Here is a 22419-nt window from a genome sequence, read left to right on the forward strand (position 1 = left end):
TCCTTTTTGCTGGAAAAACCAGCAATATCAGAGATCGCCACGCCAATGGTAGCGTAGATATTTCAGCAACTTTAACTGGCGGCGCAAACGTGAAGGCTGACGGATTAAACGATAAAGCCATTCCAGGCCTGATTTTTGCCACCAAACGGGAGCGCGTTTGACGTGCCCGGTGAACACATCATACGTGCCGCCCACGCCCATATAGAGCGCGTGTGGCCAATGTGCACGGCAATCGCGCATGAGCAGCTCCTGACGCGGCGAACCCTGCGCCACCGTGACAATCTGCGCGCCGCTAGCGGCAATACGCGCAAACAGCGACTCACGATCTTCTGGCGCAAAATAACCATTCTGGCTGCCGACGATGTTCACATTCCACTGCCGACGCAGCTTCTCGCAGGTTTCCTCTAGCACCGTCTGACGGCCACCAATCAGAAACACCGGAATGTCGTTGCGGCCCGCTTGCTCCATCAATGCTTCCCAGAGATCCGCACCTGCGATGCGATTGACCTGTAGTTGAGGATATTTCTTACGCAGCGAGCGGACAACGCTGATGCCATCAGGATATTTGAATTCAGCCTCCGCAATCAGCGTGCGCAATTGCGCATCCTCTTCCAGAGTGAGCATCTTTTCGGCATTCATCGCAATCAGCGTGCCGCTGCGCGGTTTGCCATCTGGCAGCAAAAATTGCAGAAAGCTCGCCATATCATTGAAGGCGTGAAGATCGACGCCGCGCAAGCGATAGCGCGGTTTATCGGTTTCCATGGTATGAATTTTCCCGTTGTGCCCAGACGTTAAGAGGGACTGTGTAAAACCGGCTCGCTGCGCGGACGAATCAGCCCCGCGCGCGCCAACAGCCAGTAAAGCAATTTAGCCACCCACATACAGGCAGCAAAAATCAGACAAAAGAACACCACGCGTGAGCCGAAGGCATCCAGCCCTTCGCGCGCCAACACGATCATATTAAATACCGCGCCAAAGCAAAAACTCTGCAAAATCGCGCCACTGTAACGGTTGCTGGCATCGCGCCCATAGCGATACAGGTTATCAAACCCTTTCATTAGCAAACCAACCGCAACGGCGCCAAACGGGATAAACCACACGCCACCCATCACCAGCAGCGATCCAAGCAGCGTGGGTGAAATCGCTAAACCTGAATGGTTATTCAGCACTTCCCAGGTAAAGTAGTTGGCGCTGTTCAGAATCATTGACGGGCGTCCAGGCCACATCCAGCTTGGGATGAACACATAGAAATCACGCCAAATGGGTGCCAATCCCTGAAAATCGATTTTGTCGTAGTTTTGCAGTAATAGCGCCAGGTTTTCCCACGGAGAGAAAGTATCGCGCGTCAGATAGAGGAAGGTGTAAAACGCCTCATCGCCGACCACGTCAAGGTTGTAGCGACGCAATGCCAGCCAGAACATGCCGCCAATCGCCATCACGCCCGCACCCACCAGCATCCACAAGGTGATCCAGCCACGCGTAATGCCGATGAACAGGAATAACGCGAAGGCGATAATGATATTGGCGCGCGTGCCACCCACCAGCGCGTAAGTCAGCAGACCAAATGCCACCGACACCAGCAAAAACCACAGCCACTGGCGCTGGGTAGGTTTTAGGAAGTAGCGAATCAACATCGCCGGAATGAAGAAGTAGAAGAAGCGTTTGAGCGCCACGCCAGAGACTTCACTGGAGAAAATCTGGTTGTACGCGGAGAGCCGGAACAGCAGCAGACCGTTGTGCAAAAAGAAAACCGTCACGGTACCTATCGCTACCAGCGCCAGCAGCAGACACGTCAGATTGGTTTCAACCCGATTCATCTGTAGCCAGGGTTTCCGCACCGGTGCATTGGCTGGCCGCAGCCGCACTTTATAGCTGACGTAATAGATGGCATAAAAACTGGTCGCAGCCAGCAGCGCCTGCAACAGATATTCTGGCGGCACCACCGCGACGTTAAAGCGGAACACCAGCACGCTGGTTAGCGGGAAACCAAAATAAAATGTCAGCAAAAACAGAATGGTGAAGAACAGGTGGAAGTTGAAACGCACCCGTTTAAACTCTCGCCAGGTCAGGGTGAGGATGAACCCCAGCGAAAACAGATAAACCACCAGCAGACCGCAAAACTGCATCAGGCTCATGTACTCTCCCCTTCACTCAAGCTCAGCGCATGGCGCCAGCCTGCCAGATAGCCCGGAGCAAAAAAGGCAATCGATGATTTATCACATTGCGCCAGTTGTCGTTGCGCTTCGGCTACGCTGGCAGCATCCAGCGCATCTTCGCTAAACAGCACCGGCAAACCTTGCTCACTCAAATCGCGCCAGAACGGATTTTTACGGTTCAGCACGAAGGGAATATTGGCCTTAATCAGCAGGCAAAGCGTGCCGATCCCCTGCTGACGTTCGAACATAAAATAGCCGAGCTGACAGCGGCTAAGCAATCCCAGATAGACGTCAAAGTCGATGTTGTCACGCAGCAAGGTGACCTGCCCCGCAGGGAACAGGCGCTGTGCGGCGGCAGCAATCTCATCAATATAACGGTGATTGTTCTCGGGATAACCGAGCGGTACCACCACCTTGACCTGCTCACCAAACTGCGCGCGAATCGCCTCTAAGCCTGCGATATGACGATTGCTGCGATCGCCTGAATTACCGAGCAGAATGGTGAACGCAGCGGATTCCATCGCTGCGGGTACCGCAGCGTCCGGCATGCGCGTTGGAAAATAGAGCAGTGAGGTCGGTACGCGCGGATGGCGCTGCTGGAAATGGTGTAAATCACCGCGCGTGGCAAATACCTGCGACACGCGGCTCTGCGCCCATCGGCGTAGCAGATAAAAAAGCTGATACTTAAGGCCTCGCCCCTCTTCGTAAAGATCTGCGCCCCATACGTGCCAGAATGCCTGCCGGCGACGTAGCCTGCCGCTCAGTAATGCTAGCCAAATGCTGGGATTGAACTGGCCGTGGAAGAAGAAGCGCTGCGCGCGATTAGCGGCGCGCGCGATAACGGCCTGCGCCAGCGCACGCTTGTTGGCAAAAGTTTCGATGTGCAGTGCTGAATAGGCTTGCAGCGTTTCTGGCGCGCGGGTTACCACCATAAATTGACGCGGCGCATCTGCAGGCATCTCCGTGCTTATCACATCATTAAAGAAGCGCAGCACCGTGTGATTGTGGTGCGGGATATCCGATCCCAATACGTGAAATAGCGTCATTTTTTCCGGCAATAAATTATGAAGGCACCACAGCAAAGGGCGAAATAGAGTATGTAGGTGGCCATATAGGCCTGTGCGGCTCCGGCACTACCGTGCAGTGGAATTAGCCAGCGGGAGAAACCGGTTAACAGCGCGAACTGACTCAGTTCGGTCAGAATATAAAAGCGCAGCGACGCTTTGGCGATCACCAGGTATCCGAAAACATAGGCGCCCACTTTAAAGACGTCACCGCACAACTGCCAGACAAAAAGGTCACGCATGGCGGTGAACTGCGCTGAGAACAGTAGCCAGATAGCGACATCGCGCAGCAGCCATACGCAGAAGCTTGCTACGGCCACGGCAGGCATGACAAAGCGCAGCGCGCGGCCAATTTCCCGGGCGATTTGCGGTTTGTGCTCCAGCCGCGCCAGCGTCGGCAGCAGCCAAACGCTAAAGGTGGCAGTGATAAATTGCAGATAAGCATCGGAAATGCTGGTGACACCCTGCCATAAACCGACCTGCGCCCAACCTTGCTGTTCTGCCAATAGATTTCGCATCATCACCCACGCCACCGGCAAGGTGAGCGAGGTCATCAACGCCATTAGCGTAAACTTTGCCAGATTGCGTGCCAAATCCGGCTGCCACGTTGGCTTAAGCCAGCTCAACGGCAATACGTCGCGATGGCGACGCAGCATGATCAGGGCAGGAAACACAACCAGCGCCGGCACCAGCGCCAACCCCACCAGCGCACCGGCATAACCGCCCAGCCACCAGCACATGACATAGCCGATCACGCCTATCAGGCTTCCCGCGATCAGCGCCAGCGCATTACCGCGTGCATCACGAAAACCTTTCAACAGCGCTAACGTCAAATTAGCCCAGGCAATACCCAGCTGCAGAAAAGCGACAATCCGCACCACGTTCTCGTATTCAGCATGGCCAAACAGTGCTGTGCTGATCGGCTGCGCCGCCAGTAAAAACACCAGTGCCAGCAGTGTTGAAAAGCCGAGTACAATCGAAGATGCCGTACCCGTTACGGCACGCAACATCTGCGGCTGTTGCTGATGCTGCGCCACCAGCGTGGTAATGCCGTTGAAGATACCTGCACCTGCCAGCACGCCAAGTACGGTAATGAGCTGGCGGAAGTTACCGGCCTGCCCAATACCTTCCGGCCCAAAGCTCACCGCCAGCAATTTCACCACCAGCAAGCCAGCCACGATTTTTACCAGCGTGGATGAAGCGGTCCAGACTGAGGCTTTGGCTAACGACATCAGGCAAAGAAACTCAGCAGCGAACTGATCACCGTGCGCTGGTTGTTATCCGACAGGTTGTAGAACAGCGGCAGGCGCAACAGGCGCTCACTTTCACGCGTGGTAAACACATCCGCACCGTGGAAACGGCCAAAGCGCTCGCCCGCCGGTGCTGAATGCAGCGGGATGTAATGGAATACCGTGAGGATTTCCGCCTCTTTCATCCAGTTGATTAGCGCCTGACGATCGTCGCTGTCGCGCAGCTTGATATAGAACATGTGCGCGTTGTGGCGGCAATCTTTTGGCACCACCGGTAGTTCGATGCGGCCCGCTGCTGCCAGCGGTTGCAACGCATCGTAGTAGCACTGCCACAGGTGCAGACGCTGCTGATTGATCTGCTCCGCCGCTTCCAGCTGCGCCCACAGATAAGCGGCTTGCAGATCTGCCATCAGATAGCTGGAGCCAATATCGCGCCAGGTATACTTATCCACCTGCCCGCGGAAAAACTGGCTGCGGTTAGTGCCTTTTTCACGAATGATCTCGGCACGCTCTACCAGCCTCGCCTCATTGATCAGCGTTGCGCCGCCTTCGCCGCCTGCGGTGTAATTTTTGGTTTCGTGGAAGCTGAAGCAACCAATATGACCAATAGTGCCGAGCGCGCGCCCTTTGTATTGCGACATCACGCCCTGCGCGGCATCTTCAATTACGTACAGTTTATGCTTCGCCGCCAGCGCCATGATGGTATCCATCTCGCAGGCGACACCGGCGTAATGCACCGGCACGATAGCGCGGGTTTTCGGCGTGATCGCTGCTTCAATTAACGTTTCATCGATATTGAGCGTATCGGGACGTACATCAACAAACACAATGACCGCGCCGCGCAGCACAAAAGCGTTAGCGGTGGAGACAAAGGTGTAGCTCGGCATGATCACTTCGTCGCCGGGCTGGATATCAATCAGCAGCGCCGCCATCTCCAGCGACGCGGTGCAGGATGGCGTCAGCAGCACTTTTTTGCTGCCAAAATGCTGCTCCATCCACTGCTGACAGCGTCGGGTAAAACCGCCGTCGCCGCACAGTTTGCCGCTGGCCATTGCCGACTGCATATATTCAACTTCACTGCCGACAATCGGCGGCGCATTAAAGGGGATCATGGGACCTTCCTGTAGAACCAGTAAGCGGTGCTTTCCAGCCGCGCACCGCTGCGTAAATAAAGGCGCATCGCCGTAAGATTGCTGAGTTGGGTAGCAACACGCAAATGCGCCAGCTGGCGCACGCGGCCCCAGTCAGCGGCAGCGAGCAGTAAACGCTGGCCCACGCCACATCCTTGCGCACCAGGCAGTACCGCCAGCAGACCGATACGCATATCACCGTCCACTTCCCGCATGGAGACGAAACCTTGCAATGCGCCCTGTTCATCGCAAGCGACCAGGCATTGATGGTCGAAGGTACCGCGCACGGCATTTTCAATCCACTGCGCATAGAAACGCCCGCTGTCTGCAGGCTCAAACCACGGCGCACGGAAGCGACTCTGGCTAAATGCCTGCGCAGCCGCATCACGCAGTGCCGGGATTTGTGCTTCACGCGCGATCCGCACGCCGGGTTGCCGCTCAGTATTTTTGAGAGCAATCGTCAGATCGGCTTCGCCTTCAACCAGCTGAAAGCCCTGCTCGCTCAAGGCATCGATCGCCTCAACACGATCTGCGGGCACTTTAACTTGCCAAAGCGTATAGGGCTGGGTTAACGCTTCAGACAGCGGCAGATCGCCCTCCAGCTCCAGGCGGGCGCTGTTCTGGCCGAAGAAATCGTTTTCCCAGTGAAGGGGATTAATATTGACGCGGACGGGCATGGTGAACATCCAGCAAATACTGGCCGTAGCCGGTTTTAGTCAGCGCCTGGGCTGCAGCCAGCAACTGGGCATCGCTTAGCCAGCCATTGCGCCATGCGATCTCTTCCAGGCAGGCGATTTTAAAACCCTGACGCTTTTCCACCGTCTGCACAAACATACTCGCCTCAATCAGGCTATCGTGCGTGCCGGTATCCAGCCAGGCAAAACCACGACCCAGCAGCTCTACGGAGAGTTCGCCCTGATCGAGATACATTTGGTTAATCGCGGTAATTTCTAACTCACCCCGGGCGGAAGGCTTAACCTGTTTAGCAAACTCCACCACGCGATTGTCGTAAAAATAGAGGCCGGTTACCGCCCAGCGCGATTTCGGCTGCTGCGGTTTTTCCTCAATTGAAAGCGCGTTGAAGTCGTCATCAAACTCCACCACGCCAAAACGCTCGGGATCCATTACCTGATAGGCGAAAACGGTGGCGCCGCTGCTGCGCGCCGCCACTTTCTTCAGTTTTGGACTGAAGCCCTGACCGAAATAAAGATTGTCGCCCAGCACCAGACAACAGTGATCATCACCGATAAAGGATTCACCAATGATAAACGCCTGCGCCAGGCCATCGGGGGTAGGTTGTTCGGCATAGGCTAGCTGTATGCCAAACTCACTGCCATCGCCCAGCAATCGTTCAAAGTGGGCGCGATCTTCCGGCGTGGTAATGATCAGGATTTCACGGATCCCGGCCAACATCAGCACCGAAAGTGGATAGTAAATCATCGGCTTGTCATACACCGGCAACAGCTGCTTTGAGATGGCACGGGTAATCGGATGCAAACGCGTGCCCGAACCTCCGGCTAAAATGATGCCTTTCATCGCTGCTCCTTCTGAATTGGGTTTTAGCGCGGCGTGGCCAGGCCCAGACGCTCGCCGCGATAGCTGCCATTAAGAATCGCCTGCCACCATTGTGGGTTCGCCAGGTACCACTGCACGGTTTTGCGGATACCGCTCTCAAAGGTTTCCTGCGGCGTCCAGCCCAGCTCGCGCGCAATTTTGCTGGCGTCAATGGCGTAACGCTGGTCGTGGCCGGGACGATCGCTCACAAAGGTAATCAAGTCCCGATAGCACGACAGCTGTGGTGCACGCTGCTGTGGGGCCAGTTCATCCAGCAAATCACACAGGGTTTCCACCACCTCAAGATTCCGTCGCTCGTTATGACCGCCGATATTATAGGTTTCACCCACTTTGCCGCTGCTGACTACGCAATAAAGCGCCCGCGCGTGGTCTTCCACATAGAGCCAGTCACGAATCTGGCTGCCGTTGCCGTATACCGGCAGTGGTTTACCTGCCAGCGCATTAATGATGGTGAGCGGGATCAGCTTCTCAGGAAAATGATATGGGCCGTAATTGTTGGAACAGTTGGTAACGATCACCGGCAAACCATAGGTACGCAGCCAGGCGCGCACCAGATGATCGCTGCTGGCCTTGGTCGCCGAATACGGGCTGCTGGGCGCATACGGCGTGGTTTCGGTAAAGAAATCGTCGCTGCCGTGCAGGTCGCCAAACACTTCATCGGTAGAGATGTGATGGAGAATGAAGCCCTTTTTGCGCTCATCCACCATGTTATTCCAGTAATGCCGCGCCGCTTCCAGCAGTTGATAGGTGCCGACGATATTGGTTTCGATGAAGGCAATCGGACCATCAATCGAACGATCGACGTGACTTTCCGCCGCCAGATGCATGATGCAATCTGGCTGGTACTGCGTCATCACGCGATCCAGCTCGGCGCGATCGCAAATATCCACCTGCTCGAAGGCGAAACGCGTGTTCTGCTGCACCGGCGCCAGCGAGGCCAGATTGCCAGCGTAACTCAGCTTATCGACCACCACCACGCGATGCTCAGTGTTTTCAAGCAGAAAACGCACCAACGCCGAGCCGATAAATCCTGCGCCGCCGGTCACCAAAAACTGTTTCATCGCCAGACGCCTTTGGTATCAACAATCCACGGCTGGGTAATCTGTGCAGCCTCAACCGCGCGGAACTGCGCATGGTCAACCAGCATCACCAGAATATCCGCCTGTTGCAGCGCATCTTCGGTGGTGACCAGCGTGGCTTCGTGCGCCAGACGCTGCGGAATGGCCGTTACGTGCGGCTCAACCACCCAGGTTTGTCCGCTGTGCCATTCGGCAATCAGATGGGCAACGCTCATCGCCGGGCTTTCGCGTAAATCATCAATATTCGGTTTGAAGGCCAGACCAAAGCAGGCAATGGTGATATCGCTGGCACGTTTACCGCTGGCGGTGAGGCATTCGGCCAAAGCCTGTTTTACCTGGTCCAGCACCCAGCCCGGTTTCGCATCATTCACTTCACGCGCGGTACGAATCAGCCGCGCCTGTTCTGGATTTTGCGCCACGATAAACCAGGGATCGACGGCAATGCAGTGCCCGCCAACGCCCGGCCCAGGCTGCAGAATATTGACGCGCGGATGGCGATTCGCCAGCGCAATCAGTTCCCACACGTTGATGCCTTGCTCTGCACAGATCAGCGACAGCTCATTAGCAAAAGCGATATTCACATCGCGGAAGCTATTTTCCGTCAGTTTGCACATCTCGGCGGTACGCGCATGGGTTTCCACGCATGCACCACGCAGGAAAATGCGATACAGCTCGCTGGCGCGCGCAGAACAGGCTGGCGTCATGCCGCCAATCACGCGATCGTTTTCCAGCAGTTCGACCATCACTTTGCCGGGCAATACCCGTTCCGGGCAGTACGCGATAAACACATCGCACGCATCGCCGTGCTGCGGGAAACGCAGATCGGGACGCGCATCCGCGAGCCATTGCGCCATCTGCTCGGTTGCGCCGACTGGCGACGTCGATTCGAGAATCACCAGATCGCCCGCCTTTAATACGGGCGCAATGGACAACGCGGCGGCCTGCACGTAGCTGAGATCGGGCTGATGATCGCCGATAAACGGCGTGGGTACGGCAATCAGAAAAGCATCGGCGGCTTCGGCCTGCGTGGTGGCGCGCAGGTATCCGTCTCGCACCGCGTCGCGCACCACCTCACCCAGTTCGGGTTCAACGATGTGGATATCGCCGCGATTAATGGTTTCGACAGCGCGGCTATTAATATCCACGCCAACGACTTTTTTTCCCCGTGAGGCAAAAACGGCCGCCGTTGGCAGCCCAATATAGCCCAGTCCGATAACGGAAATGGTTTCAAAACGCATGGTTATACTCTGTGTTGTTTTAGGGCCTGCAAGATGCGCGCGCAGGCATGGCCATCGCCATAAGGGTTGTGCGCACGGCTCATTGCCTGCCAGGCTTCATCGTCCTGCAACAGCAGGCTGACTTCCGCGACAATCTTACTGATATCGGTGCCCACCAGTTTCACCGTGCCTGCGTCCACGGCTTCCGGCCGCTCGGTGGTATCGCGCATCACCAGCACCGGCTTGCCGAGCGACGGCGCTTCTTCCTGAATGCCGCCGGAATCGGTCAGAATCAGCCATGAACGGTTCATCAGCCAGACAAACGGCAAATACTCCTGCGGCTCAATCAGAATGATATTTTCGATACCGCTGAGAATGCGGTTTACCGGCTCGCTGACATTGGGATTGAGGTGCACCGGATAGACGATTTGCACCTGCGGATGCTGGCGTGCAATTTGCGCTAGCGCGCTGCAGATGCGTTCGAAGCCGTCGCCAAAACTTTCGCGACGATGGCCCGTAACCAGAATCAGCTTTTTATCGGCGTCGAGGAACGGATAGCGCGCGGCCAGGCGGGCATTGAGATCCGCATCATCCAATACGCGATCGCGTACCCACAGCAGCGCATCAATCACCGTATTGCCAGTAACGAAAATGCGCGCATCCGGCAGGTTCTCACGCAGCAGATTTTGCCGCGAGTTTTCCGTCGGGGTGAAGTGGTAGCTCGCCAGGTGGCCAGTCAATGTGCGGTTGGCCTCTTCTGGCCACGGCGACATCAGGTTGCCGGTACGCAGCCCGGCTTCCACGTGACCCACGGGAATCTGGTGGTAAAACGCCGCCAGGCTGGCGGCAAAAGTGGTGGTGGTATCGCCATGCACCAACACCACATCCGGCTGAAAGTCGGCCAGCACGGTTTTCATGCCCTGCAAAATGCGGCTGGTAATCTCCGTCAGCCCTTGCTCCGGACGCATGATGTTCAGGTCATAATCAGGTTGCAGCTGAAACAGACGCAGTACCTGATCGAGCATTTCTCGATGCTGTGCAGTAACGCATAAGCGTGACTCGAACACAGCATCCTGCGCCAGCGCCTGCACCAGCGGAGCCATTTTGATCGCTTCAGGACGCGTGCCAAATACGGTCAGAACTTTCACGTGGCTTCTCTTAATGGCTCGATGGTAACGTTGAACGCGGACGTCGCACCAGCGCCACTCCCGCACCGACCAGCGCGCCAATGGCGCCCCACATGATCATCATAAACAGACGACGCGGACTATCACGCGAAACCGGCTCTTCCGGCGTGCGCAAATAACGATAGGTCTGGAACTGTTTGTCCAGACGCGGCCCCGCCTGCAGCGTACTCAGCATCGCCTTGTTTTGATCATAGCTTAAATCATAAGCAGGTCCGCTGGCCTGTAACGTGTCGAGCTGCGCCTGCAACATTTGCTGGCCAAGCAAGAAGCGATCGCTGTCTGGCAGCGCCTCACCCGTAGCCGGCGCCCGATTCTCTTTAATGCCCTGTTCATCGGCCACCTTCAGCGCCTGCACAATACGCTGACGTTGACGTTCAAACACCGCCTGCGCCACTTCTTCCTGACGCGTGACCTGCGCCTGCAACTGTATGTTGCGCGCCTGCCAGGCGCCTTTTAGCTCCGCATTCAAATGGCGTGCCGCACGTTCGCTGGCATAGGCAATATATTGGCGTAGCAAATTATTGGCATCACCGGCAGTTTCGGCGACCAGCTTGATGTTATCTAACACATTGCGCGCCGGATCGGCCGCCGTGAACTGGATGTTGGTGATTAAGTCATCGAGCAGCGCCGCATCATTGTGCGCGTTGCCGCTTTTACGACTTTTGTAGTAATCGGTCTGCTGCCAGAAATCACGACGCGTATCCCATGATGCCAGCTGCATTGTGAACTCTTGATAAACCTCATCCATAACGGTTGGGGCTGGCGAACTGAGATTGAGCGTATTGGTGCGGACATCCAGATTATTGAGAAATTGCTGCTGCACAAAGAAATCACCCAACATATTCACCGTAGGACGATCGGTGACTGCCGTGGTGCTCCACGCCTGCTTCATCAACATCGAGGCCAGCCACGCAAACAGCGCAAACAGCAGCGCCAGGCCAACAATCCAGCGCTTGCCACGCCACAGCGTACAGCCGAGGCCTCGCACATCCAGTTCGTTTTCTACAACCACAGAGGTCATAACAAAAATCCTTATCAGGGTACTTTCTGGGTAATTTATTTTTTATCTTCGCTGCTGCTTTGCCAGCGACGTTTTATGCGACGGATTTTGCGCGCTACACGCCATGCGTGCTTCAGGCAATAGCCGTAAAGGAGAAACGCCATCAGGAACAGCACCAGCATCACCCATTCCGGGATAAAGGCCAGATATTCACCGAGCACGCCAATACCGGCCAGGATCGCTGCGGCCACGGTAATCAGCAAAAATGCCTGACGTGAAGTGAAGCCGGCGCGCATGATCAAATGATGAATGTGTTGGCGATCGGCAGAAAACGGGCTCATGCCTTTCCGCAAACGCCGATACATAATCGCCACCATATCCATCAGCGGAATGGCAATCAGCCACAGCGCAGTAACCGGCGTGATCGGATGGCTTAAACCCTGGGTGGTTTCCAGCAAGATCCAGATGATAGTGAAACCGATCATGGTGCTACCGGCATCGCCCATAAACACTTTATAGCGGCGGCCAATCAAACCGAGATTGAGCAGAATATAAGGAATGGTGGCGGCGATCATCGCAAAACACCACATGGCGAGGCTGGTTTGGCCATCGAAGTAGAGAATAATACCTATCGCGGCGAAGGTAACGCTGGAGAGGCCGCCGAGCAGGCCATCAATTCCATCCACCATATTAAACGCATTGATCGCGGCCCACACGGCGAACAGCGTTAATACATAGCCAAAGGGGCCAACGATTAACTCTACCGGGCCGATAATAAATCCGAGGCTGAGCAAATAGAGTTTGGCACCCACCATCATCACAATGGCGACCACCGCCTGCACCAGCGCACGAATTTTGACGCTGATATCAAAACGATCGTCAAGAGCTCCCACCAATACCAACACGCCCGCACAGCTCAGATAGAGCATCGCGTGCGGTAAATAATAATTTGAGATGGCAAAAGCGAAGCAGATACCCGCGTACACAGAAATACCACCCACTAACGGAATGGCACCATGGTGTCTTTTTCTGGAGTTTGGAGTGTCCACTAGCCCAATTTTTTTAGCTGCTTTGCGAGCAAAAAACAGGAACACTAAAGTAAAAAGAAAAACTAAACCAAGCTCAGTACTCATAGTGAGTAAATTCACGTTCATGCTCTCAGCTAAAATCGTGGTCAACAATAGGCAAAACACCCGCTATTGCCGTATATCCCTATTCCGAATTCTGCTGCAGAAAAGTCTGATTGCTGAAAAAACAAGCAAATATCTGCCACAGTCAAAATAAATGCTTCCTGACTGGGCTCATCCTAATGCCCATAAATAAAAAACGCCACGTTAAGACGTGGCGTTAGCAATAATTCCTGGCAAATTGTGCGAATCACCGCTTGGCTTAGCGGGTCGCCACCTGCGACTTAGGAACGCTTCATCATATCGAAGAATTCGTCGTTGGTTTTGGTCATTGCCAGTTTATTGATGAGGAATTCCATCGCATCGATTTCACCCATTGGATGGATGATTTTGCGCAGGATCCACATCTTCTGCAGCTCTTCCTGCGTGGTGAGCAGCTCTTCTTTACGCGTACCAGAACGATTGTAATCGATCGCTGGGAATACGCGTTTCTCGGCGATTTTACGCGAGAGGTGCAGTTCCATGTTACCTGTACCTTTAAACTCTTCGTAAATCACTTCGTCCATCTTCGAACCGGTATCAACCAGCGCGGTAGCGATGATGGTCAGGCTGCCGCCCTCTTCCACGTTACGTGCCGCACCGAAGAAACGCTTCGGACGATGCAGGGCGTTCGCATCCACACCACCGGTCAGGACTTTACCTGATGCGGGAACCACGGTGTTGTAGGCACGCGCCAGACGGGTGATGGAATCGAGCAGGATGATCACATCTTTTTTGTGCTCAACCAGGCGCTTAGCCTTCTCGATCACCATCTCAGCAACCTGTACGTGGCGTGAAGCTGGCTCATCAAAGGTAGAAGCGATGACTTCACCTTTAACCAGACGCTGCATCTCGGTCACTTCTTCCGGACGTTCGTCAATCAGCAGCACCATCAACAGGCAATCTGGATAGTTGTAGGCAATGCTCTGCGCGATGTTCTGCAGCAGCATGGTTTTACCGGCTTTCGGCGGTGCCACGATCAGACCACGCTGGCCACGACCAATTGGGGAAGCCAGGTCCAGCACGCGTGCTGTCAGGTCTTCAGTCGAGCCGTTACCGCGCTCCATACGCATACGCTTGCTGGCATGCAATGGCGTGAGGTTTTCGAACAGAATCTTGTTGCGCGCGTTTTCCGGCTTGTCGTAGTTAACTTCGTTAACTTTCAACAGCGCAAAATAGCGTTCACCTTCTTTTGGCGGGCGAATCTTGCCAGAAATGGTGTCACCAGTGCGGAGGTTGAAGCGGCGGATTTGGCTGGGAGAAACGTAGATATCATCGGGACCGGCGAGGTAGGAGCTGTCTCCAGAACGGAGGAAACCAAATCCGTCCTGCAGTATCTCCAGCACACCATCACCAAAGATGTCTTCGCCGCTTTTTGCGTGCTGTTTCAGGATAGAGAAAATAATATCCTGCTTGCGCATACGCGCCTGGTTTTCCAGCCCCATATTTTCGCCGAGGGTAATCAGCTCAGAAACCGGCGTATTCTTTAATTCGGTAAGATTCATAGTGATGGGTTCTTAAACTCGGGGTAATTCTCGAAATGATTGTCGTGAGTGGTATGGCAAAAATTCCATGCCTGTTAATGGCTCTTTTTCAACTCAGCTCGACGATTATCGTCAGATGTGGCGATAGGAAACGAGGAGACGGTCGAAAGATGATGCCGAATGTGCTAGTCATCAGATTGCCAAACCACGATAACGTTCATTGCGAGTAGGGTCTGACAAGGGAAAACTTAGATGCAAACTACAAGGTAAGAGCGTAATGCAGTGAACTCAACTTAACACGCTTAAAGTGAGACGTCCAGCAGTGGCGAAAAAATTCACCACTGCGGAACAAACACCGCGCCGGGCTTAGGCCAGGTTAGCGTTCAGAAACTCTTTCAACTGCCCTTTAGACAGTGCACCAACCTTGGTTGCCGCCACTTCGCCGTTCTTGAACAGCAGCAGAGTTGGAATACCGCGGATGCCATATTTAGGCGCTGTACCCGGGTTGTCATCAATGTTCAATTTCGCGATGGTAAGCTTACCTTCGTACTCTTCGGCGACTTCGTCGAGGATTGGGGCGATCATTTTGCAAGGACCACACCATTCAGCCCAGAAATCTACCAGAGTGACACCGTCTGCTTTCAGTACGTCTGTGTCGAAACTGTCATCGGTCAAGTGAACGATCTTATCGCTGCTCATGTTTAACTCCAAAAGATTGTGCCTGGCGAATCGGCGGAAATTATACCAACGTAGGTTGACTTTATTTCATCGGATACGCTTTCGTAAAGCGCTAGTAAGCTGATATTCTACCACACTATGAGCAAAACACACTTAACTGAACAGAAGTTTTCCGACTTCGCCCTGCACCCTCAGGTGATAGAAGCCCTTGATACTAAAGGCTTTAGCCACTGCACGCCTATACAGGCGCTCGCGTTGCCTCTTACGCTTACAGGGCGTGATGTTGCGGGTCAGGCGCAAACCGGTACCGGCAAAACGATGGCGTTCCTGACGTCAACGTTTCATTATCTTCTTTCTCATCCTGCCGCAGAAGGTCGCCAGATTAATCAGCCACGTGCGCTGATCATGGCCCCAACGCGTGAGCTCGCCGTACAAATTCATGCTGATGCAGAGCCGTTAGCGAAGGTCACTGGCTTAAAGCTGGGCCTGGCTTATGGTGGCGACGGCTACGATAAACAGTTGAAAGTATTGGCAGATGGCGTCGACATTCTGGTGGGCACCACCGGACGTTTGATCGACTATGCCAAGCAGAACCATGTCAACCTGGGCGCCATTCAGGTTGTTGTGCTGGATGAAGCCGATCGCATGTTCGATCTCGGCTTTATTAAAGATATCCGTTGGCTGTTCCGCCGCATGCCGCCGGCCACCCAACGCCTGAGTATGTTGTTCTCTGCCACCTTATCTTACCGCGTACGTGAACTGGCGTTTGAGCACATGAACAACGCCGAATACGTGGAAGTGGAACCGGAGCAGAAAACCGGCCATCGCATCAAAGAAGAGCTTTTCTATCCTTCTAATGAAGAGAAAATGCGCTTGCTGCAGACGCTGGTTGAGGAAGAGTGGCCCGATCGCGCGATTATTTTCGCTAACACCAAGCATCGTTGTGAAGACATTTGGGGCCATCTGGCTGCCGACGGTCACCGCGTTGGTCTGCTGACTGGCGACGTGGCACAGAAAAAACGTCTGCGTATCCTCGACGATTTCACCAAAGGTGATGTGGATATCCTGGTTGCCACCGATGTGGCCGCACGTGGTTTGCATATTCCTGCGGTCACGCATGTGTTCAACTACGATCTGCCTGACGATCGCGAAGACTACGTACACCGCATTGGCCGTACGGGCCGCGCCGGTGCCAGCGGTCATTCCATTAGCCTCGCGTGTGAAGAGTACGCGCTGAACCTGCCAGCGATTGAAGAGTACATTGGTCACGGTATTCCGGTGAGCAAGTACAACAGCGACGCGTTGCTGAACGAGCTACCACCGCCGAAGCGCCTGCAGCGCAGTCGCTCAGGAAACGGTCCACGCCGTGGCGGGAACAACAGCAACCGTCGTAGTGGCGCACCGCGCAATAGCAACCGTAAACGTTCGGGTTAAGCACACCATGCTAAGCGCATCGTCACTCTATGCAGCGATTGATTTAGGTTCTAACAGCTTTCATATGTTGGTGGTGCGCGAAGTGTCTGGCAGTATTCAGACCGTCGCGCGGATAAAACGCAAAGTGCGTCTGGCCGCGGGCCTCGACAAAGCCAATCATCTCTCTGCAGAGGCGATGCAACGTGGCTGGCAGTGTCTGAAGTTGTTCTCTGAACAGCTTCAGGATATTCCCCCAGAGCAAATCCGCGTGGTAGCAACCGCCACGCTGCGCATTGCAGAAAATGCGCAGGATTTCCTCATTACCGCCGAACAAATTCTTGGCTGTCCGGTGAATGTCATCAGCGGCGAAGAAGAAGCGCGCCTGATCTATCAAGGCGTGGCGCACACCACCGGCGGTTCCGATCAGCGTTTAGTGGTGGATATCGGCGGCGGCAGCACCGAACTGGTGACCGGCGAAGGCTCGCATGCCACCACGCTATTTAGCTTGTCGATGGGCTGCGTCACCTGGCTTGAACGCTACTTCAGCGATCGTCATCTGGCGAAAGAGAATTTCGAGCAGGCCGAACTGGCTGCACGCGAGATGATTCGTCCAGTGGCAGCGGCGCTGCGTGAGAAAGGCTGGCAAATCTGCGTGGGTGCATCCGGCACCGTGCAGGCGTTGCAGGAAATCATGGTGGCACAGGGCATGGATGAACGCATCACCCTGAGCAAGCTGCAACAGCTGAAGCAACGCGCCATTCAATGCGGCAAGCTGGAAGAGCTGGAAATTGAAGGATTAACGCTGGAACGCGCGCTGGTGTTCCCCAGCGGCCTATCGATCCTCATCGCTATCTTCCAGGAGCTGGGTATTGAAGGCATGACGTTGGCTGGCGGCGCACTGCGGGAAGGTTTGGTGTACGGCATGCTGCATCTGCCAGTGGATCGCGATATCCGCAGCCGCACGCTGCAAAATGTGCAGCGCCGTTTTGCCATTGATATTGAGCAGGCTGGTCGGGTGCGTCAGCTAGCAGAGAGTTTCTTTCGTCAGGTGAGCAGCAGCTGGAAGCTGGATAACCGATGTCGCGATCTGCTTCTCAGCGCCTGTTCGATTCACGAAATTGGCCTGAGCGTCGATTTCCGTCAGGCACCGCAGCACGCCGCTTACCTGATTCGTCATCTTGATCTTCCCGGCTTCACTCCCGCACAGAAAAAAATGCTGGCCTGTCTGCTACAGAATCAAAGCGGCAGCATTGATTTGGCCTTGCTGACGCAGCAGAACGCCGTCCCGCCGCGCATGGCGGAGCGTTTAAGCCGTTTGCTGCGTTTAGCGATAATCTTCTCGAGCCGTCGACGCGATGACACCCTGCCCGCCGTGCGTTTGCAGGCGGATGATGATGCGTTGCATCTGACGCTGCCAGCCGGTTGGCGTGAAGCGCACCCGCTGCGTTCTGAGCTGCTGGAGCAGGAAAGCCACTATCAATCTTACGTGCACTGGCTGCTGACGATTTCCTGATGGTCAGGCGGCATCAATGCCGCCCCTACAATCGACGTAGGGTCGCCATTCATGGCGCCCCTTCTTCAACCCTTCTTCGCGTTCTCCAGCATCGCTCTTAACCCAGCAACGCGCGTCTGTCCGGTTTTCGCCCGCTCTTCTGCGCTCACCACTTTTTTCTCGCGCTCCCATACCACATCATCCTGCGGCAGCTCCAGCAGGAAACGGCTGGGTTCCGGGCGCATCAGCTCGCCATACTGCCGGCGCTCGCGACATAGCGTAAAGGTCAGCTCTTTCTGCGCGCGCGTAATGCCCACATAGGCCAGACGCCGCTCTTCTTCGATATTGTTCTCATCAATGCTGCTCTGGTGCGGTAATAAACCCTCTTCCATGCCAACCAGATAGACATAAGGGAACTCCAGCCCTTTCGACGCGTGCAGCGTCATCAGCTGTACCTGATCGAGCTCCTCGTCGCTCTCACCGCGCTCCATCATGTCGCGCAGCGTAAAGCGCGTAACCACCTGCGCCAGCGTCATCGGCTCGTTCAGCTCATCGCCTTCCAGCATTTCGGTCATCCACTGGAACAGCAGATTGACGTTTTTCATGCGCATCTCGGCCGCTTTCGGGCTGGGCGAGGTCTCAAACAGCCAGCTTTCGTAATCAATGCCGCGTATCAGGTCACGCACTGCGTTGACCGGTTCACGTTCGGTCAGTTGAATGATGTCGTTCAGCCAGTGTGTGAAGCGCTGCAAATGCTCCAGCCCACGTCCGCTCAAAGTTTGCTCCAGCCCCATATCGAAGCTGGCGTGATACAGGCTCTTATTGCGCAGGTTGGCCCATTCGCCCAGCTTCTGCAGCGTTGCCGGGCCAATCTCCCGGCGCGGCGTATTCACAATGCGCAGAAACGCGCTGTCATCTTCCTGATTGGTCAGCACGCGCAGGTAAGCCAGTAAATCTTTGATTTCTGGACGCGAGAAGAACGACGTGCCGCCAGAGATGCGATAGGGAATACGGTTCTGCATCAGCTGCTTTTCAAACACGCGCGACTGATGGTTGCCGCGGTAGAGAATGGCGTAATCCTTGTAAGCGGTTTTATTGATAAAGTGATGCGCGATCAGTTCGCCCGCCACGCGTTCCGCTTCGTGGTCTTCGTTATTGGCGCTCAGCACCTTCAGCTCGCTGCCCTGCCCCAATTCGGAGAACAGGCGCTTCTCAAACACGTGCGGATTGTTAGCGATAAGGATGTTGGCGGATTTCAGGATGCGCTGCGTTGAGCGGTAATTTTGCTCTAGCTTCACCACTTCCAGCGCCGGGAAATCCTGTTGCAGCAGCACCAGGTTTTGCGGCCGCGCACCGCGCCATGAGTAAATTGACTGATCGTCATCGCCCACCACGGTAAAGCGCGCTCGTGCGCCCACCAGCAGCTTCACCAGCTCGTATTGGCTGGTGTTGGTGTCCTGATATTCATCCACCAGCAGATAGCGAATGCGCTGCTGCCAGCGTTCACGCACTTCCTGATTGCGCTGCAACAGCAGCGTTGGCAGCGCAATTAAATCGTCGAAATCCAGCACGTTGCAGGATTTCAGATGTTGGTCATACAGCTGATAACAGTGGGCGAAAATCTGGTCGCGCTGCGATTTGGCCAAACCCGCTGCGCCCTGCGGATCAACCAGATCGTTCTTCCAGTTGGAAATAGTGGAAATCAGCTGCTGTAACAGCGTTTTATCTTCTTCCAGCCACTGTTTGGTCAGGTCTTTCAACAGCGCCAGCTGATCCTGATCGTCGAACAGCAAAAAGCTCGCTTTCATCCCCAGCGCTTTGTATTCACGCTTGATGATCTCAAGCCCCAGCGTGTGGAAGGTTGAAATCATCAGGCCGCGCGCCTCTTTGCGCCCCAGCGTTTGCGCCACACGCTCTTTCATCTCGCGTGAGGCTTTATTGGTAAAGGTCACCGCGGCAATATGGCGCGCCTGATAGCCGCATTCGCGGATCAGATGAGCAATTTTATTGGTAATAACGCGCGTTTTACCTGAGCCCGCACCGGCCAGCACCAGGCAAGGACCGGTGACAAATTCGACAGCTCGTTGTTGGCCGGGATTTAAACGCATAACGGAATTCGCTCAGTTGGATCAAAAGAAAGGAGGGTATAATGGCCGGATTATACACATTAGGATGACATCATGGCGAAAACCGCGGCGGCTTTACATATCCTCGTGAAAGAGGAAGCGCAGGCTACATCTCTGCTGGCGCAGCTTGAAAAAGGCGCAAACTTCCAGCAGCTGGCTAAAAAGCACTCTACCTGTCCATCAGGTCGTAACGGCGGCGATTTGGGTGAGTTTCGTAAAGGGCAGATGGTACCGGCCTTTGATAAGGCGGTCTTCTCCTGTCCGCTGTTGCAGCCCTACGGACCGGTGAAAACCGCCTTTGGTTACCACATCATCAAAGTACTGTGGCGTAACTGATTACTTCTGATTCTTCATCTGCTGTAGCACGTTGCTACACTGGTTCTCTTCATTATCGCTGGGTGAAACCAGCGCCAAAAGCGCTGCGGCTGGCGCAACCACCGCACCAAGAGCGACCGCTGCAGCACCGCGAGCGATGAGCGGCCCGGCTTTCACACCGGCATCCGGATTTTTAAAGGTACCGCGCACATAGAGCGGTGAACGCAGCGTGATGATGCGAATCCCTTTACTCTCCGGATTGATCGACAAATCCATGCGTTCGTTAGCGAAGTTGACGTTGCCGGTGACGTTGATGACCGCATTCTCGGTATCCAGCAAGAATAGCTTCGGCGTCGCCAGGCCCTGACGAATATTCAGATCGGTAGCCGCACAGTTGATTTTCACCTCATCATCACCGAACAGTTTACCCACCACATAGTTACCGACGTTCAGCCCAGCAATCTCCATTAGGCTTCGGCTAATCAGACCATCATTCATCAGCAGCTTTAGTTCACCATCGCTGGTGCCCAACAAATCGGCCACCGAATTACCGGTACCGCTCAGGGTCGCGTCACCGTTAAGTTGGCCCAAACTGTTTTGCATAGCAGTGACATTCGGGAACAGCTGACGCAGGCGCAGCTTGCGCGCATGCAGATCGGCGCGTCCGCGCATTGGGCTGCGATCGCCTTCCAGATGAATGGTGGAGTTGATACTGCCGCCCGCCATACCGAAGCGCAGCGGATCGAGCAGCAGATCGCCGTTCTTCAGCTGCACATGAGTATAAAGATCGCTGAGTGGCAGCTTGCTGCTGTGTTCAATGCGTTTACCACTGAACTTCACGTCAGCGTCCATCACGTCCCAGCTTTTGGTATCGAACTTATCATGCGGCAATACGCGATCGGCGGGCTGCGTCGAGGCCTCTCCGCGCTGCGCCTTCGCCTGCTGCGTTTTGTCGCTGCCTTTACCCGAATCGACGCCAATCAATGGCCCCAAATCGGCCATGCGCAGCTGGTTCGAGGTGAGTTCACCGGTAAGCGTTGGACGCGGTTTGCCCTGACGATAAATGAGCGAGCCGTGAATATCACTGTCACCAATATGACCATTGAACTTCTCATAGCGGAACAGCGGCCCTTTATCCTCGTTGAAGCGCGCAATCAAATGACCATCGGTTTCATACGGCGGCGTATCCGGCAACAGCACGCCCGTGAGGCCATACAGATTCGCCAGCGTGTCGCCGGAGAAGCGCAGGCGCACATCCAGCCCGCCGAGATTGAGCGGATCCTGCAAGGTGCCATCAAGGCGCACCCGCGTGCTGCCGTTGCGGACATCCACCTGCAGCGGGAACGGCGTGGTTTTGCTGCGCAGCGATAACATGCCGCCAATTTTACCGTCGCCATCCAGTTTTTGGTTGTTGTAGGTGCCGCTCGCCTTCCAGCCGAAGACAAAATCACCCGCCCCTTTTTGCTGGTCGTTACCGCCCGCAACCTGCGCGTAGGGGACCGGTTTCCCCAGCGGATTGATCGTCACCGTAACATCGGCTTTATTGATGGCATCGCGATACTGCACCTGCCCCTGATCAAACAAGATGTTATCGAGGCGGAATGACCAGGCAGAAGGCGCTGCATTTGCATCGCTGTTTCCGCTGCTGGCAAGATCGAAGGTCCAGTTGTTCTTTTTGTCGGCGGTCTGCACCAGACGTGCGTCCGGCTGCTGCATCTTAATCCACGGCAGATAGATCTGCTTATGCAGCAGCGCCAGCGGCGCAATAGTCGCTTCTACCCGCTGTAAGTGCACCATGGTGACATCCGGAACGGTCGGCGGATTACCGAGCATCACATCATCAGCATGCACCTGCGGCCATGGCACCCAGCTGCGCCAGCCAGGCTCTTCACGGTTGCGCACCCAAGCCACGCCAAGATCGCCGCGAATGGCGAAAGGACGATTCAGTTCAGCTGAAACTTTTTGATTAATCGTTGGTTTGAGACGATTCCAGTCAAAGGTGGCGATGATCACCACAATCAACACTACCAATAACAAAAAAATCCCGACCACCCAGCTCAGGATCTTTCGAGTACGTGACATATTGC

The 22419-nt window shown here is 55.0% G+C and carries 19 protein-coding genes; 3 read left to right on the plus strand and 16 right to left on the minus strand.

All coding sequences use genetic code 11. The features are described 5' to 3' along the window. Window positions 1-27: 27 nt before the first annotated feature. The 14 genes from wecG to trxA form a co-directional block, all read right to left on the minus strand. Window positions 28-762 carry a lipopolysaccharide N-acetylmannosaminouronosyltransferase gene (gene wecG / locus CRO19_RS07955; RefSeq protein ID WP_097095353.1) on the minus strand — a complete coding sequence of 245 codons (735 nt, stop codon included), beginning with the start codon at window positions 760-762 and terminating at the stop codon, window positions 28-30. Between the two features lie 29 nt (window positions 763-791). Then, window positions 792-2135: an ECA oligosaccharide polymerase gene (gene wzyE / locus CRO19_RS07960; protein ID WP_097095354.1), complete on the minus strand. Its 1344-nt coding sequence runs from the start codon at window positions 2133-2135 to the stop codon at window positions 792-794. Beyond that, entirely contained in the window at window positions 2132-3202 is a 1071-nt protein-coding gene (gene wecF, locus CRO19_RS07965; protein WP_097095355.1) for a TDP-N-acetylfucosamine:lipid II N-acetylfucosaminyltransferase, read from the minus strand. Before wecF ends, wzyE begins: the two co-directional genes overlap by 4 nt. After that, window positions 3199-4452: a lipid III flippase WzxE gene (wzxE, locus tag CRO19_RS07970; RefSeq protein WP_097095356.1), complete on the minus strand. Its 1254-nt coding sequence runs from the start codon at window positions 4450-4452 to the stop codon at window positions 3199-3201. The genes wecF and wzxE overlap by 4 nt, the downstream gene beginning before the upstream one ends. Then, window positions 4452-5582, minus strand: coding sequence for a dTDP-4-amino-4,6-dideoxygalactose transaminase (gene rffA, locus CRO19_RS07975; RefSeq protein ID WP_097095357.1), 1131 nt, complete (start codon window positions 5580-5582; stop codon window positions 4452-4454). Before rffA ends, wzxE begins: the two co-directional genes overlap by 1 nt. Further along, on the minus strand, window positions 5579-6277 hold the full coding sequence (gene rffC, locus CRO19_RS07980; RefSeq protein WP_097095358.1) for a dTDP-4-amino-4,6-dideoxy-D-galactose acyltransferase: 699 nt from the start codon (window positions 6275-6277) through the stop codon (window positions 5579-5581). The genes rffA and rffC overlap by 4 nt, the downstream gene beginning before the upstream one ends. Further along, the gene (rfbA, locus tag CRO19_RS07985; protein WP_097095359.1) at window positions 6255-7136 is read right to left on the minus strand and encodes a glucose-1-phosphate thymidylyltransferase RfbA; all 882 of its coding nucleotides are present in this window, start codon (window positions 7134-7136) and stop codon (window positions 6255-6257) included. Before rfbA ends, rffC begins: the two co-directional genes overlap by 23 nt. A gap of 23 nt (window positions 7137-7159) precedes the next feature. Beyond that, window positions 7160-8236, minus strand: a complete 1077-nt coding sequence (gene rffG, locus CRO19_RS07990) for a dTDP-glucose 4,6-dehydratase (RefSeq protein ID WP_097095360.1) — start codon at window positions 8234-8236, stop codon at window positions 7160-7162. Beyond that, complete coding sequence (gene wecC, locus CRO19_RS07995; RefSeq protein WP_097095361.1) at window positions 8233-9492, minus strand: UDP-N-acetyl-D-mannosamine dehydrogenase; 1260 nt, start codon at window positions 9490-9492, stop codon at window positions 8233-8235. The genes rffG and wecC overlap by 4 nt, the downstream gene beginning before the upstream one ends. Before the next feature lie 2 nt (window positions 9493-9494). Beyond that, on the minus strand, window positions 9495-10619 hold the full coding sequence (gene wecB / locus CRO19_RS08000) for a non-hydrolyzing UDP-N-acetylglucosamine 2-epimerase (RefSeq protein WP_097095362.1): 1125 nt from the start codon (window positions 10617-10619) through the stop codon (window positions 9495-9497). A 10-nt stretch (window positions 10620-10629) separates the two neighbouring features. Beyond that, a complete protein-coding gene (wzzE, locus tag CRO19_RS08005; RefSeq protein ID WP_097095363.1) occupies window positions 10630-11679 on the minus strand; it encodes an ECA polysaccharide chain length modulation protein in 1050 nt (349 codons plus the stop codon). A 35-nt stretch (window positions 11680-11714) separates the two neighbouring features. Continuing rightward, the gene (gene wecA, locus CRO19_RS08010; RefSeq protein ID WP_097095364.1) at window positions 11715-12791 is read right to left on the minus strand and encodes a UDP-N-acetylglucosamine--undecaprenyl-phosphate N-acetylglucosaminephosphotransferase; all 1077 of its coding nucleotides are present in this window, start codon (window positions 12789-12791) and stop codon (window positions 11715-11717) included. A gap of 278 nt (window positions 12792-13069) precedes the next feature. Then, a complete protein-coding gene (gene rho, locus CRO19_RS08015) occupies window positions 13070-14329 on the minus strand; it encodes a transcription termination factor Rho (RefSeq protein WP_008105744.1) in 1260 nt (419 codons plus the stop codon). Between the two features lie 345 nt (window positions 14330-14674). Beyond that, window positions 14675-15007, minus strand: coding sequence for a thioredoxin TrxA (trxA, locus tag CRO19_RS08020; protein ID WP_008105741.1), 333 nt, complete (start codon window positions 15005-15007; stop codon window positions 14675-14677). Window positions 15008-15124: 117 nt separating this feature from the next. Between trxA and rhlB the strand changes: the two genes are divergently transcribed. Further along, the gene (rhlB, locus tag CRO19_RS08025) at window positions 15125-16420 is read left to right on the plus strand and encodes an ATP-dependent RNA helicase RhlB (protein WP_097095365.1); all 1296 of its coding nucleotides are present in this window, start codon (window positions 15125-15127) and stop codon (window positions 16418-16420) included. A 7-nt stretch (window positions 16421-16427) separates the two neighbouring features. Further along, a complete protein-coding gene (gene gppA, locus CRO19_RS08030) occupies window positions 16428-17912 on the plus strand; it encodes a guanosine-5'-triphosphate,3'-diphosphate diphosphatase (protein ID WP_097095366.1) in 1485 nt (494 codons plus the stop codon). Window positions 17913-17977: 65 nt separating this feature from the next. Here gppA and rep read toward each other — a convergent pair whose 3' ends face one another. After that, a complete protein-coding gene (gene rep / locus CRO19_RS08035) occupies window positions 17978-19999 on the minus strand; it encodes a DNA helicase Rep (RefSeq protein WP_097095367.1) in 2022 nt (673 codons plus the stop codon). Window positions 20000-20071: 72 nt separating this feature from the next. Here rep and ppiC point away from each other — a divergent pair, with 72 nt between their 5' ends. Further along, window positions 20072-20353 carry a peptidylprolyl isomerase PpiC gene (gene ppiC, locus CRO19_RS08040; RefSeq protein WP_097095368.1) on the plus strand — a complete coding sequence of 94 codons (282 nt, stop codon included), beginning with the start codon at window positions 20072-20074 and terminating at the stop codon, window positions 20351-20353. On the opposite strand, the gene CRO19_RS08045 is transcribed toward ppiC, so the two are convergent. Then, the gene (locus CRO19_RS08045) at window positions 20354-22414 is read right to left on the minus strand and encodes an AsmA family protein (RefSeq protein ID WP_097095369.1); all 2061 of its coding nucleotides are present in this window, start codon (window positions 22412-22414) and stop codon (window positions 20354-20356) included. Window positions 22415-22419 lie beyond the last annotated feature (5 nt).

Origin of the sequence: Candidatus Pantoea floridensis, assembly GCF_900215435.1 — a bacterium.
Lineage (GTDB): Bacteria > Pseudomonadota > Gammaproteobacteria > Enterobacterales > Enterobacteriaceae > Pantoea > Pantoea floridensis.

Excerpts from the sequence above, each read along its gene's own strand:
- rep (WP_097095367.1), bottom strand. The coding sequence starts at position 19,999 with ATGCGTTTAAATCCCGGCCAACAACGAGCTGTCGAATTTGTCACCGGT.
- rffA (WP_097095357.1), bottom strand. The coding sequence starts at position 5,582 with ATGATCCCCTTTAATGCGCCGCCGATTGTCGGCAGTGAAGTTGAATAT.
- CRO19_RS08045 (WP_097095369.1), bottom strand. The coding sequence starts at position 22,414 with ATGTCACGTACTCGAAAGATCCTGAGCTGGGTGGTCGGGATTTTTTTG.
- wzxE (WP_097095356.1), bottom strand. The coding sequence starts at position 4,452 with ATGTCGTTAGCCAAAGCCTCAGTCTGGACCGCTTCATCCACGCTGGTA.
- wecF (WP_097095355.1), bottom strand. The coding sequence starts at position 3,202 with ATGACGCTATTTCACGTATTGGGATCGGATATCCCGCACCACAATCAC.
- wecA (WP_097095364.1), bottom strand. The coding sequence starts at position 12,791 with ATGAGTACTGAGCTTGGTTTAGTTTTTCTTTTTACTTTAGTGTTCCTG.
- ppiC (WP_097095368.1), top strand. The coding sequence starts at position 20,072 with ATGGCGAAAACCGCGGCGGCTTTACATATCCTCGTGAAAGAGGAAGCG.
- rffG (WP_097095360.1), bottom strand. The coding sequence starts at position 8,236 with ATGAAACAGTTTTTGGTGACCGGCGGCGCAGGATTTATCGGCTCGGCG.
- wecC (WP_097095361.1), bottom strand. The coding sequence starts at position 9,492 with ATGCGTTTTGAAACCATTTCCGTTATCGGACTGGGCTATATTGGGCTG.
- rhlB (WP_097095365.1), top strand. The coding sequence starts at position 15,125 with ATGAGCAAAACACACTTAACTGAACAGAAGTTTTCCGACTTCGCCCTG.
- rho (WP_008105744.1), bottom strand. The coding sequence starts at position 14,329 with ATGAATCTTACCGAATTAAAGAATACGCCGGTTTCTGAGCTGATTACC.
- rfbA (WP_097095359.1), bottom strand. The coding sequence starts at position 7,136 with ATGAAAGGCATCATTTTAGCCGGAGGTTCGGGCACGCGTTTGCATCCG.
- trxA (WP_008105741.1), bottom strand. The coding sequence starts at position 15,007 with ATGAGCAGCGATAAGATCGTTCACTTGACCGATGACAGTTTCGACACA.
- gppA (WP_097095366.1), top strand. The coding sequence starts at position 16,428 with ATGCTAAGCGCATCGTCACTCTATGCAGCGATTGATTTAGGTTCTAAC.
- rffC (WP_097095358.1), bottom strand. The coding sequence starts at position 6,277 with ATGCCCGTCCGCGTCAATATTAATCCCCTTCACTGGGAAAACGATTTC.
- wzzE (WP_097095363.1), bottom strand. The coding sequence starts at position 11,679 with ATGACCTCTGTGGTTGTAGAAAACGAACTGGATGTGCGAGGCCTCGGC.
- wecG (WP_097095353.1), bottom strand. The coding sequence starts at position 762 with ATGGAAACCGATAAACCGCGCTATCGCTTGCGCGGCGTCGATCTTCAC.
- wzyE (WP_097095354.1), bottom strand. The coding sequence starts at position 2,135 with ATGAGCCTGATGCAGTTTTGCGGTCTGCTGGTGGTTTATCTGTTTTCG.